The sequence below is a fragment of the Streptomyces sp. NPDC036815 genome (assembly GCF_055609205.1).
On record NZ_JBVJPW010000009.1, the window covers coordinates 16,755 to 33,327 of the forward strand.

General features: G+C 71.2%; 18 protein-coding genes, 1 tRNA gene and 1 pseudogene. 7 read left to right on the top strand and 13 right to left on the bottom strand.

The window, feature by feature from the left end; genetic code table 11:
* The first annotated feature begins 80 nt into the window (after positions 1-80).
* The 5 genes from ACZ69I_RS19540 (at position 81) to ACZ69I_RS19560 (ending at position 5,477) form a co-directional block, all read left to right on the top strand.
* On the top strand, positions 81-947 hold the full coding sequence (locus ACZ69I_RS19540) for an SAM-dependent methyltransferase (RefSeq protein ID WP_470833507.1): 867 nt from the start codon (positions 81-83) through the stop codon (positions 945-947).
* A 38-nt stretch (positions 948-985) separates the two neighbouring features.
* The gene (locus ACZ69I_RS19545; RefSeq protein ID WP_470833508.1) at positions 986-1,900 is read left to right on the top strand and encodes an alpha/beta fold hydrolase; all 915 of its coding nucleotides are present in this window, start codon (positions 986-988) and stop codon (positions 1,898-1,900) included.
* Positions 1,901-2,025: 125 nt separating this feature from the next.
* A complete protein-coding gene (locus ACZ69I_RS19550) occupies positions 2,026-4,389 on the top strand; it encodes a type I polyketide synthase (protein ID WP_470833510.1) in 2,364 nt (787 codons plus the stop codon).
* Positions 4,390-4,422: 33 nt separating this feature from the next.
* Entirely contained in the window at positions 4,423-4,740 is a 318-nt protein-coding gene (locus ACZ69I_RS19555; protein WP_467682523.1) for an acyl carrier protein, read from the top strand.
* A 158-nt stretch (positions 4,741-4,898) separates the two neighbouring features.
* The gene (locus ACZ69I_RS19560; RefSeq protein ID WP_470833512.1) at positions 4,899-5,477 is read left to right on the top strand and encodes a dihydrofolate reductase family protein; all 579 of its coding nucleotides are present in this window, start codon (positions 4,899-4,901) and stop codon (positions 5,475-5,477) included.
* Positions 5,478-5,599: 122 nt separating this feature from the next.
* Here the strand turns inward: ACZ69I_RS19560 and ACZ69I_RS19565 are convergent, their stop codons facing one another.
* Entirely contained in the window at positions 5,600-6,958 is a 1,359-nt protein-coding gene (locus tag ACZ69I_RS19565; protein WP_470833514.1) for a cytochrome P450, read from the bottom strand.
* 311 nt (positions 6,959-7,269) lie between these two features.
* On the opposite strand from ACZ69I_RS19565, the gene ACZ69I_RS19570 reads away from it, so the two are divergent.
* Positions 7,270-8,031 (top strand): helix-turn-helix domain-containing protein, encoded by a 762-nt coding sequence (locus ACZ69I_RS19570; protein WP_467682520.1) that lies wholly within the window; start codon positions 7,270-7,272, stop codon positions 8,029-8,031.
* Between the two features lie 69 nt (positions 8,032-8,100).
* Here ACZ69I_RS19570 and ACZ69I_RS19575 read toward each other — a convergent pair whose 3' ends face one another.
* Entirely contained in the window at positions 8,101-8,862 is a 762-nt protein-coding gene (locus ACZ69I_RS19575) for a ZIP family metal transporter (RefSeq protein ID WP_470833516.1), read from the bottom strand.
* 424 nt (positions 8,863-9,286) lie between these two features.
* Here ACZ69I_RS19575 and ACZ69I_RS19580 point away from each other — a divergent pair, with 424 nt between their 5' ends.
* A complete protein-coding gene (locus tag ACZ69I_RS19580; protein ID WP_470833518.1) occupies positions 9,287-9,565 on the top strand; it encodes a hypothetical protein in 279 nt (92 codons plus the stop codon).
* Between the two features lie 383 nt (positions 9,566-9,948).
* Here ACZ69I_RS19580 and ACZ69I_RS19585 read toward each other — a convergent pair.
* The 11 genes and pseudogenes from ACZ69I_RS19585 to ACZ69I_RS19635 all read right to left on the bottom strand — a co-directional run bounded on the left by ACZ69I_RS19585 (position 9,949) and on the right by ACZ69I_RS19635 (position 16,572).
* A tRNA-Pro gene (locus ACZ69I_RS19585) sits at positions 9,949-10,022 on the bottom strand.
* A gap of 73 nt (positions 10,023-10,095) precedes the next feature.
* A complete protein-coding gene (locus ACZ69I_RS19590; protein ID WP_470833837.1) occupies positions 10,096-10,332 on the bottom strand; it encodes a hypothetical protein in 237 nt (78 codons plus the stop codon).
* The gene (locus tag ACZ69I_RS19595; RefSeq protein WP_470833519.1) at positions 10,329-10,538 is read right to left on the bottom strand and encodes a hypothetical protein; all 210 of its coding nucleotides are present in this window, start codon (positions 10,536-10,538) and stop codon (positions 10,329-10,331) included. Before ACZ69I_RS19595 ends, ACZ69I_RS19590 begins: the two co-directional genes overlap by 4 nt.
* Before the next feature lie 228 nt (positions 10,539-10,766).
* Positions 10,767-11,057 (bottom strand): annotated as a pseudogene (locus tag ACZ69I_RS19600) (MFS transporter); the annotation flags it as partial.
* 167 nt (positions 11,058-11,224) lie between these two features.
* Positions 11,225-11,605 carry an MmcQ/YjbR family DNA-binding protein gene (locus ACZ69I_RS19605; protein WP_470833520.1) on the bottom strand — a complete coding sequence of 127 codons (381 nt, stop codon included), beginning with the start codon at positions 11,603-11,605 and terminating at the stop codon, positions 11,225-11,227.
* Positions 11,606-11,652: 47 nt separating this feature from the next.
* Positions 11,653-12,633 (bottom strand): alpha/beta fold hydrolase, encoded by a 981-nt coding sequence (locus tag ACZ69I_RS19610; RefSeq protein ID WP_470833522.1) that lies wholly within the window; start codon positions 12,631-12,633, stop codon positions 11,653-11,655.
* A 314-nt stretch (positions 12,634-12,947) separates the two neighbouring features.
* The gene (locus ACZ69I_RS19615) at positions 12,948-13,523 is read right to left on the bottom strand and encodes a GNAT family N-acetyltransferase (protein ID WP_470833523.1); all 576 of its coding nucleotides are present in this window, start codon (positions 13,521-13,523) and stop codon (positions 12,948-12,950) included.
* The gene (locus ACZ69I_RS19620; protein ID WP_470833524.1) at positions 13,520-14,083 is read right to left on the bottom strand and encodes a helix-turn-helix domain-containing protein; all 564 of its coding nucleotides are present in this window, start codon (positions 14,081-14,083) and stop codon (positions 13,520-13,522) included. The genes ACZ69I_RS19615 and ACZ69I_RS19620 overlap by 4 nt, the downstream gene beginning before the upstream one ends.
* 66 nt (positions 14,084-14,149) lie before the next feature.
* Entirely contained in the window at positions 14,150-15,160 is a 1,011-nt protein-coding gene (locus tag ACZ69I_RS19625; protein WP_470833526.1) for an aldo/keto reductase, read from the bottom strand.
* Positions 15,161-15,293: 133 nt separating this feature from the next.
* On the bottom strand, positions 15,294-15,926 hold the full coding sequence (locus tag ACZ69I_RS19630; protein ID WP_470833528.1) for a hypothetical protein: 633 nt from the start codon (positions 15,924-15,926) through the stop codon (positions 15,294-15,296).
* A gap of 73 nt (positions 15,927-15,999) precedes the next feature.
* Positions 16,000-16,572: a TetR/AcrR family transcriptional regulator gene (locus ACZ69I_RS19635; protein ID WP_470833530.1), complete on the bottom strand. Its 573-nt coding sequence runs from the start codon at positions 16,570-16,572 to the stop codon at positions 16,000-16,002.
* Between the last annotated feature and the right edge of the window lies 1 nt (position 16,573).

Sequence of the window (16,573 nt, forward strand, 5' to 3'; positions counted from 1 at the left end):
GGGCGGCAGGCGGCCGTAGGGGCTGTTGAGGGGCGGGGGTGGGGTTGTGACGCCCGGTTCCGCGCCGTGACGCTGGGGCCGTGACGAAGAACGCGACGACCAAGAAGCCCCCGACGGTGAACAAGACCGTCGCCCCCGAGCCCAGCGACATCGGCCACTACTACGACCACAAGGTCTTCGACCTGATGACCCAGCTCGGAGACGGCAATCTGCACTACGGCTACTGGTTCGACGCCGGGCGCCAAGAGGCCACGTTCGACCAGGCCATGGTGCAGATGACGGACGAGATGATCCGCCGCCTCGACCCCGGCCCCGGCGACCGCGTCCTCGACATCGGCTGCGGCAACGGCACCCCGGCGATGCAGCTGGCCCGCGCCCGCGACGTCGAGGTGCTCGGCATCTCCGTCAGCGCCCGCCAGGTCGAGCGCGGCAACCGCCGGGCGCGGGAGGCCGGGCTCGCCGACCGCGTCCGCTTCGAGCAGGTCGACGCCATGAACCTGCCGTTCGACGACGGGTCCTTCGACCACTGCTGGGCGCTGGAGTCCATGCTCCACATGCCCGACAAGCAGCGGGTCCTCACCGAGGCCCTGCGCGTGGTGAAGCCCGGCGCGCGGATGCCCATCGCCGACATGGTCTACCTCAACCCCGACCCCGACAAGCCGCGGACCGCCACCGTCAGCGACACCACCATCTACGCCGCGCTCACCGACATCGGCGCGTACCCGGACATCTTCCGCGCGGCCGGCTGGACGGTCCTCGAACTGACCGACATCACCCGCGAGACCGCCAAGACGTACGACGGTTACGTCGAGTGGATCCGTGCCCACCGGGACGAGTACGTCGACATCATCGGCGTCGAGGGGTACGAGCTCTTCCTGCACAACCAGGCGGCGCTCGGCAAGATGCCCGAACTCGGGTACATCTTCGCCACCGCACAGCGCCCCTGACACCGCGTCAGCCAGTCCCCCACCCCAAGGGCCCGCCTGTGAAGAACCTCCGCGTCCCCGTGTCGACGACCGTCTCCCTCAACGTCCGGCACCGGCCCGCAGGCGGTCCGGGCGCCGCGGGCCGCCCGTTCCTGCTGCTGCACGGCATGCTCTCGAACGCCCGGATGTGGGACGAGGTCGCCGAACGCGTGGCCGCCGCCGGGCACCCGGTGTACGCCGTCGACCACCGCGGCCACGGCGCATCGGACGCGCCGCCGGACGGGTACGAGAACGCGGCCGTCGTCACGGATCTGGCCGAGGCGGTCACCGTCCTCGGCCTGTCCGGCGCCCTGGTCGCGGGACACTCCTGGGGCGCGCACCTCGCGCTGCGCCTGGCGGCCGAACGGCCCGGCCTGGTCTCCGGTCTCGTCCTGATCGACGGTGGCTGGTACGAGTTCGACGGGCCGGTGATGCGCGCCTTCTGGGAACGCACCGCCGAGGTGGTCCGGCGCGCGCAGGAGGGCACCACGAGCGCCGCCGACATGCGCGCCTACCTGAAGGCCACGCACCCCCAATGGTCGGACACCTCCATCGAGGCGCGCCTCGCGGACTACCACGTGGGGCCGGACGGCCTGCTCGTACCCCGCCTGACCTCGGACCAGGTCATGTCGATCGTCGAGAGCCTGCAGCGGGAGGCCCCCGCCGACTGGTACCCGAAGATCACCGTGCCGGTCCGGCTGCTGCCCATCATCCCGGCCATCCCCCAACTGGCCGACCAGGTACGCGCATGGGTGGCCGCCGCGCAGGCGGCACTGGAACAGGTGACGGTGCGCTGGTACCCCGGCTCCGACCACGACCTGCACGCCGGGGCGCCCGACGAGATCGCCGCCGACCTCCTGCTGCTTGCACGCGAGCTGCCCGCGCCCGCGAGAGCGCCGCGTCCCGGCGGCAAGGCGGGGGTTAGACCCGCTTAAGCAGGCGCGACGACCCTGGCAATAACCGTGCGCGGCTCACGCCTGCCCACGCAGTCCCACCTGAGGCTTCACGCGCGAGAACAGGAAGGCTGACCATTCCCGTGGCGAAACCCGTGGCGCATCCCGTGGCCGACGAAGAGAAGCTCGTCGAATACCTCAAGTGGACCACCGCCGAGCTGCACCGGACGCAGCAGCGGCTGCGCGAGCTCGAGGCCGCGCAGCACGAGCCGATCGCCGTCGTGTCCATGGCCTGCCGACTGCCGGGCAAGACCCGCACCCCCGACGACCTGTGGGACCTGGTCTCCGAGGGACGCGACGCCGTCACCGGATTTCCCGACGACCGCGCCTGGGAGCTGCCGGAGGACCCCCCGTACGCGGAACTCGGCGGCTTCCTCGACGACGCGGCCGGTTTCGACGCGGGCTTCTTCGGCATCGGCGCGACCGAGGCCGTGGCCACCGAGCCGCTGCAGCGCGTCATGCTGCACCTCGCCTGGGAGACCGTCGAACGCGGCCGCATCGCCCCGCACACCTTGCGCTCCACGCTCACCGGCGTCTACGTCGGCGCCACCGGTCACGACTACGCGACACGCCTGGAGACCGCGCCCGACGAGTTGCTGCCCTACCTCGGCGGCGGCACCTCCGGCAGTCTCGTCTCCGGCCGCATCGCCTACGCGCTGGGCCTCGAAGGTCCCGCCATCAGCGTGGACACGGCCTGCTCGTCCTCGCTGGTCGCCCTCCACCTGGCCTGTCAGGCGCTGCGCCGCGGGGAGTGCAGGCTCGCCCTGGCCGGTGGCGGCACGGTCATGTCGACGCCGCACACGTTCCACGCCTTCGCCCACCAGAAGTCCCTCGCGCCTGACGGCCGTTGCAAGCCGTTCGCCGCCGCGGCGGACGGCATGGGCCTGGGCGAGGGCGTCGGACTCGTCCTCCTGGAACGGCTCAGCGACGCGCGGCGCGAGGACCACCCCGTGCTCGCCGTGATCCGCGGCTCCGCGGTGAACCAGGACGGTGCCGGATACGGCCTGGCCGCCCCCAACGGCCCCTCCCAGCAGCACGTGATCCGCGCTGCCCTCGCCGACGCCGGGCTCGCCCCGCACCAGGTCGACGCCGTCGAGGCGCACGGGACGGGCACGCCCATCGGCGACGCCATCGAGGTCCAGGCCCTCCTCGCCACGTACGGCGCCAACCGGCCCGCCGACCGCCCCCTGTGGCTGGGCTCCGTCAAGTCCAACACCGGCCACACCCAGGGCGCCGCCGGTACCGCCGCGCTCATCAAGATGGTCCAGGCCCTCCGGCACGGCACGCTCCCCCCGACGCTGCACGTGGACCGGCCCACCCCGCTCGCGGCCTGGAAGAAGGGCGGGGTCCAGCTGCTGACCGAGGCCGTCGACTGGCCCCGCCGCGAGGAACCCCGGCGGGTCGGCATCTCGGCGTTCGCCACGTCCGGTACGAACGCCCACCTCATCCTGGAGGAGCCGCCGGCCCTCGACGACGTACCGGCCGAGGCGCCCGCCGGTTCGCCGGTGGTGGCCTGGACCCTGTCGGCGCGGACCCCCGAAGCGCTCCGGGCGCAGGCGGCGGCCCTCGTCACCCACCTGACGGCCACCGACCCCGCGCCCTCGCCCGCCGACGTCGCCTACGCGCTCGCCACCACCCGCAGCCCTCTGGAGCACCGTGCCGTCCTCACCGGCGAAGACGGCGCCGAACTGCTCGCGGCCGTCCGCGCGTTGGCGGCGGGCGACGACCACCCCGCCCTGGCGCGGAGCGTCCCCGACGACGGTTCCGCGAGCCCCAGGAAGGTCGTCTGGCACTTCGACGGCGGGCCGTCCGCCGACGCTGCACCGGGCACCGAGCTGCACGCGGCCTTCCCCCTGTTCGCGACCGTCCACGACGAAGCCCGCGACCTGCTCGGCGCGCGGGCGGCCACCCCGCTGCCCGCCGAGCTGCTGCGCTTCGCGGCCCACGTCGCGTCCGCCCGGCTGCTCCTCGAAGCCGGGGTCCAGCCGCACACCCTCACCGGCGACGGCGTCGGTCACATCGCCGCCGCGTACGCCGCGGGAGTCCTCGAACTCGACGACGCGTGCCGTCTCGCCGCCGCCCACACCGCGCTCATGGCGGACGGCGCACGGCCGCCCACGCCCGATGCCTACGAACCCGTACTGACACAGCTGACGTTCCGCTCCCCCACGCTCACCCTCACGAGCACGGCTCCGGCGGACCCGCCCCTCACGTCCCCCGCCTACTGGCACCACCACCTCACCTCACCCCCCACCGCCGCGCCCCCGGACCCCGACGCCCCCTCCCCCGACACGCCCGCGGTGCACGACCTCCTCGTCGCACTCGCGCGGCACCACACCACGGGCGGCACCGTCGACTGGACCCCGCTGGTGCGGCGCACCGCCCGCCCCCGGCCCGTCGACCTCCCGACGTACCCCTTCCAGGCCACACGCCACTGGCTGCACGACCACACCACGCACCCCTCGGTGTGACCACGCCGACAACCCACTCACACAGGAGCATCCATGACCAGCACCGGCAACACCCCCGGCCAGGACGCCACCGAGCTGGAGAAGCAGCTCGCCACGGCCACTCCCGAGGAGCGCGAGCAGCTGCTCACCGACACGATCCGCACGCAGGCCGGCACGCTGCTCAACACGTCCCTCGACGACGACAGCAACTTCCTGGAGAACGGCCTCAACTCCCTCACCGCCCTCGAACTCACCAAGACCCTGATGACGTTGACCGGCATGGAGATCGCGATGGTGGCCATCGTCGAGAACCCCACCCCCGCCCAGCTCGCCCATCACCTCAGCCAGGAGCTGGCCCACACCACCGCGTGACATGGCGGAAAAGGCGCCCCGGGTCGGCACCCGTCGGGCGCCTTCCTGCTTTTCCGCACCGGAGGTGAAACACCGTCAGCATCGCGGTGACGGACAGCTGCTTCGTGACACTGTGCAGCTGCAGCTCTGTCCCGACGCCGTTCCGAGGAGGACTTCCGATGCGCGATGTGACCTATTCGATGAGCGTCTCGCTCGACGGGTACACCGTCGGGCCCGACGGCGGCTTCGACTGGAGCACACCCGACGACGACGTCTTTCGCCTCGCCACCGACGAGGTGCGGGGGCTCGGCGCCCACCTCATGGGCCGCCGCCTGTACGAGACGATGCTGTACTGGGAGACCGCCGAGCAGGATCCCGCGCTCGACGGCCTGATGCGCGAGTTCGCCGCGATCTGGAACGCGCTCCCGAAGGTGGTGTTCTCCACCACGCTGTCGGCGGTGCGGGGCAACGCCCGCCTGGCCTCCGGCAGCCCGGCGGAGGAGATCGAGCGGTTGCGGGCCGAGCCGGGAGAGGGCGACATCGCGATCGGCGGCGCGACGCTCGCCGCCGAGGTGGCCGCCGCAGGCCTGATCGACGAGTACCGCGCCAGGATCTACCCGGTCCTCGTCGGCGGCGGGATCCCGTTCTTCCCGCGGCACGAGCGCCGGGTGGATCTCGAACTCGTCGAGAGCCGCACCTTCACCTCGCGAGTCGTCTACCTCCGCCACCGCGTGACGCGCGGGACACCTGCCGACTAGGCCGGGAGCTGCGCCGCAGCCACGCAGCCCACAGGGCGGCCGTGCCCCACCTCCTCGAAGGCGCCCGCACCCGGTCAAACACCGAGGTGTGCACCCTCCCCGGCGTCGTCGGCAACTCCCCGTCACCGGCGCAGCTGAGGCCGCGCGGTAGCGCGAAGGCGCAGCGTGGCAGGGGTGAGTGAGGTGTGCGCGACGGCCCGCACCTCGGCATCCGACAACGCGGACAGCTGCCAGCGGCTGCTGAACGTCGCCAGGGCCAAAGCGGCCAAGGCCGTGCCGTACTGGTCGCCGATGCATTTGCGGGGACCCAGGCCGAAGGGGATGAAGGCGTGGCGCGGTGGCTGTGGGCTGTGCGCGCTGTCCCAGCGGTCGGGGTCGAAGCGCTCGGGGTCCGGGTAGACGTCGCTCTGGCGGTGCAGGAGGTAGGGGCTGAGCATGACGGCTGAGCCGGCCGGGATGACGTGAGCGGCCAGGGTGGTCTCCGCGGTCACCTCGCGGGTGACCATCCATACCGGCGGATAGAGCCGCAGTGTTTCGCGCATCACGCGGTTGAGGAACGGAAGCCGGTCCAGGTCGTCCAGGCATGCGGGGGGTGCGCCGGCCAGGACGGAGTCGACCTCGGCGTGCAGGCGCTTTTCGATCTCCGGGTGCCGGGAGAGCAGGTGCAGCATCCACGACAGGAGGTTGGCCATGGTCTCGGACCCGGCGGCGAAGAAGGTGATGAGCTGGTCACTGATCTCGGCGTCGGCCAGGGTGCTCTCGCTGCCGTCGTCGGCGGTGTCCCGTGCGGACAGCATGGCCGAAAGGAGATCTCCGTGGTCCCTCCCGGCCTGCCGTTGACCAGCGATGACCGTCTGCAGGTTGCGGCGCAGGCGCTGTCCGGCCGCGTGATAGCGGCGGTTGCCGACCGTGGGCAGCCGGTTGAGGGCCGGGGGCAGCATGGTCCTGCGGTGGATGGCGTACAGGATGGTGCCGAGGTCGTCGATCGCGTCTTCGGCCGTCCGCGGGCTCAGGGTGCTGGAGAACAGATTCTGCAGCAGTGCCCTCATGGACAGGCTGAGCATGACCGGGGGCACGTCGATGACCTGGCCGTCGTGCCAGCTGTCGCTGAGTGCGGTGGCCCGGGCGATCATCGTCCGGGCGTACCCGGGCAGGCGGGAAGGGTGGAAGGACGGCTGGATCAGCCGCCGCTGGCGGCGGTGCACGTTGTGGGGGCAGGTGACCAGCCCATTGCCGATGGTTTCCCGGATGCGGTCGTACCAGGGGCCGCCCTTGTCGCAGGTGTCGTCCGCGAGCAGCAGCTGACGCGTCAGTTCCCTGTCACAGACCACGGTGACCTTCATGGTGCCCAGCCGGACGTCGACCAGGTCACCCTGGGCCGGAAGGGACGACAGGAATCTGAGGGGATCGCGCAGCATGCGCGGAGCGTGCCCGGCGAACGGCAGGGCGCCGGAGGCACGGGGCGTCGTGTGGGTTGCCATGAATCTCCTCGGGAAAACTGACGTTCGGTGGCGGCCGACGGTGTCCGGCGATGTCCGGTGGTATCCGGCGGTGTCCGGAAACCCGGCGCCGCGGACCGGTCGATGACCGTGCAGCGCTTCTCCTCCGTCCCGCATACATCGGATACATCGGATACAGGTCAACTCCACTACCGCATAAGTACGTTGAGCCGTGTGCCGTGAAGTGTTATGCCTTGTCCAGTGTGTGTGCGTGCCGGCGACGCGCACGTACGCGGTTCCGCTCAGCGGAACCCGTGATGCCGCAGCCGGGGCCGGGGACCGGGGGACGAGGCATGGCAGTGGAGCAGCACCAAGGGACAGATCTCCCGCACAACGGGACCAGGAACCCGGCAACAGGGCGTGGGGTCCTGGAGGGGGCTTTCGCGGTACTGGAGGAGCTGTCCCGCCTCGGCGAGGCACGACTGACTGATCTGTCCGTGAACACGGGGCTGTCGAAGTCCACCGTCCACCGCCTGTTGTCCCAACTGGCCGCTCTGGGCGCGGTGGAACAGTGCGGAGTCCGCTATCGCGTGGGCTCGACGATCGCGCGCATGAGCCCCTCCCGTCACCACCACTTGCTGAGCAGAGCCTCCGATCTGCCTCTGCGCCAGCTGACGGCGGCCACCGGGGCCACCGTCTGCGTGGTCGCGCCCTCCGCCACCGGCCTGACCGTCGTCCACGGAATCCCTGGAGCAGTCAGCGAGCTCTTCCCCTTCCTGCGGGGGCAGACCCTGCCCCCCGACAGCGCGGCAGACGTCGTGTTCGGGGCTTTCGCACCACCCGAGGAACCGGCCCCGGGGTATTCCACGGCCCAGTGGAAGCGCCGCCTGAACCGGGCGCGCGAACGCGGCGCGGAGGTCCATGAGTACGAGGGGGACGCGCGGCACGCGTGCCTGGCGACACCGGTCCACGCCTCTTCGGGCCGGATCGTCGCAGCGGTCGGGGTGGGGGTCCCCGACACCCGCCGCCTGCCCGCCGTCGTCGCCTCGGCCCAGCGCACTGCCCGTACGCTCGGCGCGAACCTGCAACGACTGCAGCGCGCCCGCAGGCTCTGAGCTCCTCCCTTCGATCCCGACCGCCGACCACCTTCTCTGCCCTGCCGAACTTCAGGCATGCGAGAGGCTTCAGGCATGTGAGAGGGCGAAGGAGACCAGGAATCCGCAAACGGTGATCAGTCCAATCGCGAGATGAGCGTCCTCGAACGCTTCTGGGATCATCGTGTCAGCGATCATGGCGATGATGGCGCCGGCGGCAACTGCCGTGACCGCGGCGATCACTGAGGGAGGGAACGCGCCGATGACCGCGTAGCCCAGGACAGCGGAAACGGTACTGGTCGCCGCGATGGCCCCCCAGACGCCAAAAACGTACGTCCTGGTGCGCCCGGCACGCTTCATCCCCGCTGAACTGGACAGCCCTTCAGGCACATTGCTGATGAACACTGCGGCTACCGTCACCAGACTCACCGTCCCGCCCTCCAAGAGACTGACGCCGATGACGGCCGACTCGGGAACGCCGTCCAACAGCGCTCCCAAGGCCAAGGCCAGCCCCGAGCCGCCGTGTTCGTCTTCCGAAGGCTGCGCATGCGCCGCCCGGTTGCCGGAGCGTTTGCGGTGCCGTGCGCCGCGCCGGGCCAGCCAGAGATTTCCCAGTGTGTAGGCGGCCGCACCCCCGAGCGCACCGACAGCCGCCGGGGTGAGCCCTGCCTGGTCATAGGCTTCGCTGATCAGCTCGAAGGAGACGGCGGAGAGCAGCACGCCCGCACCAAAGGCCATCACCGTCGCAATCACCTTCTGCGGCACCCGCAGCATGTACCCCAAGGCAGCGCCGAGCAGCAACGCCGAGCCGCCCAGCAATCCCCACAAACCCGCCTGCACTACTTCAGCCATGGCGGTACCGGTACCCGACGCGGTGTCGATCTCACCTGGTGGGGCAGCGCCTTCCTTGGCATGGCATGGCTTAGCAAAGTGCCGTCGGCTCTTCGGAGAGCACACCGCGTTGTCGCGCGCAGGGGGATGTCGGTGCGGCGCAAGGCGCAAGTTTCGTCAGTGCCCCAGCTGCTCGTTGATGCCCCGGTCGGGTTCGCGGCCGATGGCGCAGCGGTGCTGATACGGCGTCAGCGGGGCGCGAGGTACTGCAAGCCGTAAGTAGTGGAGGTATAGGCCATTCCTCCGATGGGGCCTTACAGGGTTGAAGCGGGACTGACAACGTCTGCTTGCGCATGGCAGAGGTTCATAACGAGAGGGGACAGCTGTGAGAACTCGAGGGCTTGTCAGGTCCGCGACAGTGGTGGGTGTTGCGACGTTGATCGGAGTGGCCACCGTGTCGTCCGCGTCGGCGGCGTCCGTCGGCCACGGGAGTGACCGGGCCGAGGCGTGGTCGGGAGGCGCACGGGCCTATGACGGGGAGAGCGACGGCAACGGCGTGTACGCCGAGGTTTACACGGCGGCCGGCGGGCACTCCTACGTCTGGGACGGCAACGGCAACGACGGGACGTGGGGGCCGTGGACCGACTTCCCCGGCACCCACATCACCCAGTTCCGCGTCTGCGAGGACCACGTGGGCTGCTCCGGCTGGGTCTACAACCCCTGATCTCGCGTGCCCCGGCCGCATGAGCCGGCCTGGCCCCTGCCGCCTCGGCGTCAGGGGCCGTCGTCATAGCCGTCATCAGCAGGGCCTCCGCCTCCTCGGCCTGGACGAGGTGTCGCGTGCGGAGAAGATGTCGTAGGTGGCGGCCCCGCGATATCCCACGGGGAGACCGGGACCAGTGTCCGGAGCCGTGCCGGGAGGTCTCGAACCGGCACCACGGTGCCCGTGCTGTAGCGCTTCAGGAACCGAGTGAGGTTGTCGCGCCAGGTGGGAGGGTCGCCCGCTGACGCGGTCAAGGGCGTTGGTCCCCAGCTGGTCCCCAAAAACGGCTGAAGGGCCGTATCAGATCACTCTGATACGGCCCTTCGACCTGCGACTGTCTCCAGTCGGGACGACAGGATTTGAACCTGCGACCCCTTGACCCCCAGTCAAGTGCGCTACCAAGCTGCGCCACGTCCCGGTGCCCGTGTGACCTGGGGTTTCCCCTGGCCGAACGCGCACCGAAACAATACCGCACTCCGACCGGTGATCGCTCACCCCTTTCCCTGGGGGCCCTCACCACCGGCCTCGTACTGGTGCGGACCCTCGCCCCGCCATTCGATGAGCGGGGAGTCCCCCAGCACCAGGCCTTCCGCGTCCTCGAGCCCGGCCCGCCGCAGGAACTCGATCAGGTCGCGGTCGTCGTGGGCCAGCCCCAGAGCGACGGAACCCACCATGACGCGACGCCCGCCACCCGGGGCCGCGGGCTGGACGACGATCGCGGACATCATGAGTCCGATGCGCGGCACCGGGCCAGGCGGCGCAACCGCACGCGGGCGGCGGGGTCGCGCAGGCGTGGATGGAAGTGCAGCCGGGCGGTCAGGTGGATCAGCCGGCGCCGCAGAGCGGTGCGCCCCGGCTGGTCAGCCAGTTTCTCGTACGTAAGGGTCCACTCTCGCTGGGTACGGATGAGCTCGCGGGGGATGGTGTGACGCATACTTCGATGGGATCACACGTTCGATTTCCGGGGCAAGCGGACGTGAGAGGGCAAGCGGACGGGCCGGATCAGCAGTGTGTGGGCAGGCGGACGGGCCAGAAGAGCGGTGAGCCGAGCCGTCGTCCCGCACTACGGCGCGGAGCGCGCCGGTTCGGGGTCCGGGCGGACGTCCGGGCCGACCGAGCGCCGCGCGGCCCGCGGTCCGCTCCGTGCACCCGAGTCCGCCCGTACCAGGCCGCGTATCGCCAGTACCGCGGCGAGCGACTGGGTGCCGAGCCGGACGGCGTCCGCGCCGATCATGAGGAGGCGGGTGCTGAAGCGGTCGGCGAAGACTCCGCCGAAGATGACCAGGCCCGCGAAACACACCGTGGTGGCGGCCGTCGCGAGACCGACGGCACCGGCGCCGGGTCCGGGTCCGTGCCGCAGCAGGCCGGCGGCGAGGGCGACCGGCAGCATGGTGTCCCCGAGCTCGGCGATGGCGCGGGCCGCGAAGAACAGTCCGAAGTCCCGCGACCGGATGCCCCGGCCACCTTCCCCCGTACTCCCTTTGCTCCCCGTGCTGACCCGACGCCGCCCCGGCCCTTTCCTCGCGTCCGAACCCGTCGGCACGACCACCCTGGCCTCGCCCCTCCCCGCAGCCGTGGGGGGGATCATGCCACGGGACACAGACAGCGCTCCCTATCTGTTCACTCCGTGGTCGCGACCCCCAACTCGGGGTGCTCTTCGAGGAGTCGGGGCGGGGCGGCCTGCCGCCAGGAGTCGGCCAGGATGTCCTTGAGCTCGTCGGCGTCCAGCGCCTCGAGGCGCACCCGCACCCAGGCGGAACCCGCCTCGTGGGCGGCGACCCAGAACTTGCCCGGCTCCGCGAGGACCAGTTCGTCGCGCTCGACCTTCGGACAGCGCACGGCGAAGGACGTCTCGTCGTCGGGGACCGTCACGAACATCTTTCCGGCCACCCGGAAGGTGGGCATGCTCCACGCCACCTTCTCCACCGTCTCCGGCAGGGCGAGCGCGATGCGGCGCACGTCGTCGGACGTGACGCGGGAACGGGATCTGGACTTCGACATGCCATGAACCGTAGCCAACGCCACTGACAGTCACCTTGATCCGAGGCTCACAGCACCCGCTTGTCCAGCCAGGACGTCAGGTCCTCCTGGACCTCGTCGCGGTTGGTCTCGTTGAGGATCTCGTGGCGTGCGCCCGGGTAGCCCTTCCACGTCAGGTCCTCGGCGCCCGCGTACCGGAAGTCCTCCAGGAGTTCGTGGACCAGCGTCATCCCCTGGTTGCAGGGGTCCTCCTCGCCGACCGCGATGTGGACGGGCAGATCGGCGGGCACGCGCGCGAGGTTGCGCGGATCGTTGATCTTCCGCACGGCCCGCACCCAGTCCAGGGAGAGCCCCGCGGAGAACGCGAAGCCGCAGCGTTCGTCGGCCGCGTACGCGTCGACCTCGGCCTCGTCCCGCGAGAGCCACTCGAAGCCGGTGCGATGGGTGTACGCGTCGTTGAACGAGGCGAAGAGGTCGGGGACGTACGAGGACCTGGCGGCGCGGCCCCGTTCGCCGACCTCACGCTCCAGGCGGGCGATCGCCCCCTCGATGTCGGCGCCGGGCAGCGAGCGGAACGTACCCGACAGGATCACGCCCGCGAGGCTGTCGGCGTACTCCTGCGCGTAGTCCCGCGCGAGCATCGAGCCGAGGCTGTGCCCGAGGAGGAAGAACGGCGTGCCGGGGTGCAGGGTGCGCACCTGGTCACCGATGGCCTTGAGGTCGTCGACGATCGCCCGCCAGCTGTCGGCGCCGTCCGGGTCCGTCCCCTCCGACGTGACGCCGTAGCCGCCCGTGGCCTGGGCGGTGGCGCCGTGGCCCCGGTGGTCGGAGGCGACCACGCCGTAACCGTGCGCGGTCAGATGGCGGGCGAAGCGGTCGTAACGCAGGGCGTGCTCGGCGGCTCCGTGCGCGATCTGGACGTAGGCGCGGGGCCTGCCGTCGGCCGGCAGCCAGGTGTAGGTGGCGACGGGCACGCCGTCCGCCGCGTTCAGCAGTCCCGCGGTGTACGCGGCGGCGGAGGGGGTGGTGGCATCGGCTCGGTCGGCCATGGTGAGGGGCTCCCTGAGGGTGCGGCTGGCTGGCTTGTACGGGGCAGCCTCCCCCGCACGCGGGACGTCATGCGGGCGGGTCGGGGCGCCCCTGCGGAGCGATGGGCTCTCCGCCGAAACGGGACCTAGCCCGGGCCCGGCGCCGTGAAAGCGCTTTCTGCGGCGCACAGCCGACGAGGCCTCGTCGAGCCGCTCGTTCCGTCACCCTCGCCGTCGCCGCCGAAATCCCACGCGTACGTGACCGGTGAGCCGTCCGGCAGCCCGTGTCCAGCAGCGGCCGGTCGAGCACGGCACCCCGGACGAATCCGCTCCGTTCACGACGGCTCCGCGCCGGTCCGTCCGGCGCCGAGCCGCTTGTGGAAGAACGTGGTCGGGCGCGGGGTGCCGGACGGGTCCGTCGCGTAGTCGGGGATGGTTCCCGACCGGGTCCAACCCGCCCTCTCGTAGAGGGACTCGGCGGGGCTGCCGGTCTCGGTGTCGAGGACGAGGAGCGTCACGCCCGCTTGTGCTGCCGCCTCCTCGGCGACGGCCAGGAGCGCGCGGGCGAGTCCTTGCCCGCGCGCGGCGGGGTGCACCATGAGCTTGACGATCTCGGCGCGGTGGCGGCCGTTGGGCTTGTCGACGAACGCGACACCGACGGTGCCCATGACGCGTCCGGCGTCCGCCCCCTCGCCGCGGGCCACCCAGACGGCGAGCCGCCCTTCCCCGACGGCCGGGCCGAGCCCGCGCCACCAGGCGGCGGCGGTGGCACGGTCCAGGCCGGCGAGGAAGCCGAGCGAGTTGCCGCCCCGCACGGTGTCGACCAGGAGGTCGGCCAACGAGTCCGCCGATGCGTGGAGTTGAGCTCCATCGAGGCGGGCGACGCGGGTGCGGGTGGCGGCGGCGCTCACGGTTTCACCACCACGAGCGCGTACCGCACGGCCTCCTCACCGCGGCAGCGGAACCGCGACGCGCCCCACAGCCGGAAGCGCAGGCAGTCCCCGACGCCCAGCGTGTGCGCCTCCCCCTGCACGGTGACTTCCAGGGATCCTTCGAGCACCCAGATGTGCTGCTCCAGACCGAGGACGGGCGGCCGGTCGTACGCGATGTCGGCGCCGGGCTGCAGCCGGACCTCGACCAGTTCGCCGCGCATCCCGGTGCGCGGCGGGGAGACCGCCCAACGCATGAACCCCGCGTCGTCGTCGGCCCAGACGGCCTGGTCGACCGCGGGCACCAGTTGCGCGGGCTCCGCCTCCACCTCGCTCAGGAGTTGCGACATGGTCCGTTCGTAGACGGCGCAGAGCCGGTTCAGGAGCGCCGCCGTGGGACTGATCTCCGCACGTTCGGCCCGGGACAGGGTGGAGCGGCTGATGCCGCTGAGTTCGGCCAACTCGCCCAGGGACCAGCCGCGTTCGGCGCGGAGCTCGGACAGGCGGGCGGCGAGGCGGGCGTCAACTCCTTCGTGTTCCATATCTGGCACGGTATCCCTGATGTGGGATGACGGTAAAGGGGTGCCGGTCTGCGCGCGTCACACGGACTACCGGGAGCCCGCCACAGGGTGGGGCTTGTAGAAGGACTCCTCCAGGTAGGCGGCCTCGTGCGGCCGGTAGGGCTCCTCCAGGTAGGCGGCCTCGTCCTCGTCGAGTTCGACGTCCACCGCGGCGAGCGCGTCGGCCAGCTGGGCCGACTTGGTCACTCCGACGACGGGCGAGGTCACCGCCGGGTTGCGCATGACCCAGGCCAGGGCGACCTGGGCCGGGGACAGGCCCCGCCTGCCCGCGACCTCGTGGACGCGCTCGGCCACTGCCTGGTCCTCGTCGCGGTAGAGGATCTCGCCGCCCGGGTCGGTACCGGCACGCGCCGTGACGGCGCCCCGGGCCCGCGTCAGCCTGCCCCGCGCCAGCGGGCTCCACGGGATCACGCCGACACCCTGGTCGACGCAGAGCGGGAGCATCTCCCGCTCCACTTCCCGGTGGATGAGGTTGTAGTGGTCCTGCATCGACACGAACCGGGTCCAGCCGTTCAGGTCGGCCAGGTACAGGGCCTTGGTGAACTGCCAGGCGTGCATGGAAGAGGCTCCGATGTAGCGGACCTTCCCCGACTTGACCGCGTCGTGCAGCGCCTCGAGCGTCTCCTCGATCGGGGTGTCGTAGTCCCAGCGGTGGATCTGGTACACGTCGATGTAGTCGGTCCCCAGTCGCTTCAGGGAGGCGTCGAGCTCGGCGAAGATCGCCTTGCGGGACAGCCCGGCGCCGTTCGGGCCGGGGCGCATCCGCATCCAGACCTTGGTGGAGAGAACGACCTCCTCGCGCCGGGTGAAGTCCTTGACCGCCTGACCGACGATCTCCTCACTGCTCCCGGCGCTGTACCCATTGGCCGTGTCGAGGAAGTTGACTCCACCCTCGAGGGCCTGCTTGATGATGTCCCGGCTGGCGTCCGCGCCCAGCGACCAGGGCTCGCCGCCCCGGTCCGGCTCGCCGAAGCTCATGCAGCCGAGAGTGATGGCGGAGACTTCCAGTCCGGTCGTTCCGAGTTTGATGTATCTCATGCTTGCGAACCTAGGAGCTGGAGTGCGCTCTCACGCAAGCCCGACAGCTCAGGACGTTGCCGCAGCCCTCTGGGCAGCCCTGTTCCCTGATCTCCTGTCACAACCCCCGGGCGGGGCCGACGGAGGCCCGGCGTCAGCCCGACGCCGGGAGCGCCTGGGGGTCGACTTCGCAGTGGTCGACCGATTCGGTCAGGCCCCCGCCCGTGATCTCCACGCGGACCGTCGCCTTGCCCTTGGCGGGGACCTTGACCTTCTCGCTGCGCTCGATGATGGTGATGCCGTCCGCGTCCACGAAGGTGACCGACGCCCAGAAGCGGGCGGTGCGGTCGTTGCCGTTCGTGACCTTGACGGTCGCGTACGGGGCCGACTTGGTCGCGCAGCGCACCAGCTCGGCCTTGCCGTCCTTCAGCGCGTCGCCGCTGCCGTCCGAGGAGCTGGAGGCGGTGGACCCGCCCGTCGGGCGCCGGTTGTAGCCGCTGCCGCCGCTCGCGCCGGTCCTCCCGCTACTGCTGCCGTACACGTCGTCATCGTCGTCGTAGCCCGAGCCGCCCGAGGTCGACGATCCCGACGACCCGTAGCCGGACGAACCCGAGCTGCTCGACGAAGAACTGTCGTGGTCCTGGCTCGAACTGCTGCAACCGCCTCCACCGCCGCCGCCGTGGCGGCTGCCGCCACCGTGGCCCCGACCCGTCGTGAATCCGGTCAGCGCGAGCGCCGACAGCGCCAGGACGGCTGTGACCTTCAGTGTGCTCCCCCGATCTTTCATTCGGTCATCGTACCGAAAGGCAGCGCCGATGACCGGCCCGGGGCCAGCGCGGCCGATGCCCCAACTTCCCTGCTCAGCAGGTGCTTTCACCGCTCTCCGTACGCGTCAGGATCGCGCTCGCGACGACGCCGAAGAGGCGGTCGGCGCGTGGCGCGAGCGAGGGCTGATCGCCGAGCCAGGCGAGCATGGCGATCAGCGCGAACAGGTCGGCGCCGTCGATGTCGCTCCGCGCCTTGCCCGCGGCCTGGGCGCGGACGAGGAGCCGTGCACCGGCGGCACGCAGAGCGACGCACGAGGCGTGGAGCGCGGATTCGGTGTCCTCGATGGCGGCCGCCATGAGCGCGGTCACGCCCCGGTACTCGGTCGTCCAGGCGACGCCGTCACGCACCCACGAAACGAGGGCGTCCTCGGGCGTACTCGACGCCTCGAGGTCGGCCGCCTTCGCCGTCAGGTCGTCGAAACTCGTGCGGAGCAGAGCGTCGAGCAGCGCCTCGCGCGTCGGGAAGTGCCGCAGCAGCGTCGCGAGTCCGACCCCGGCGCGGCGTGCGATGTCGCGCAGGGACACGTCGTCGACGCCCTGCTCGGCGATGGCGGCACCCGCTACTGCGAGCAGGTGGTCGCGGTTCTTCTTGGCGTCGGCCCGCACC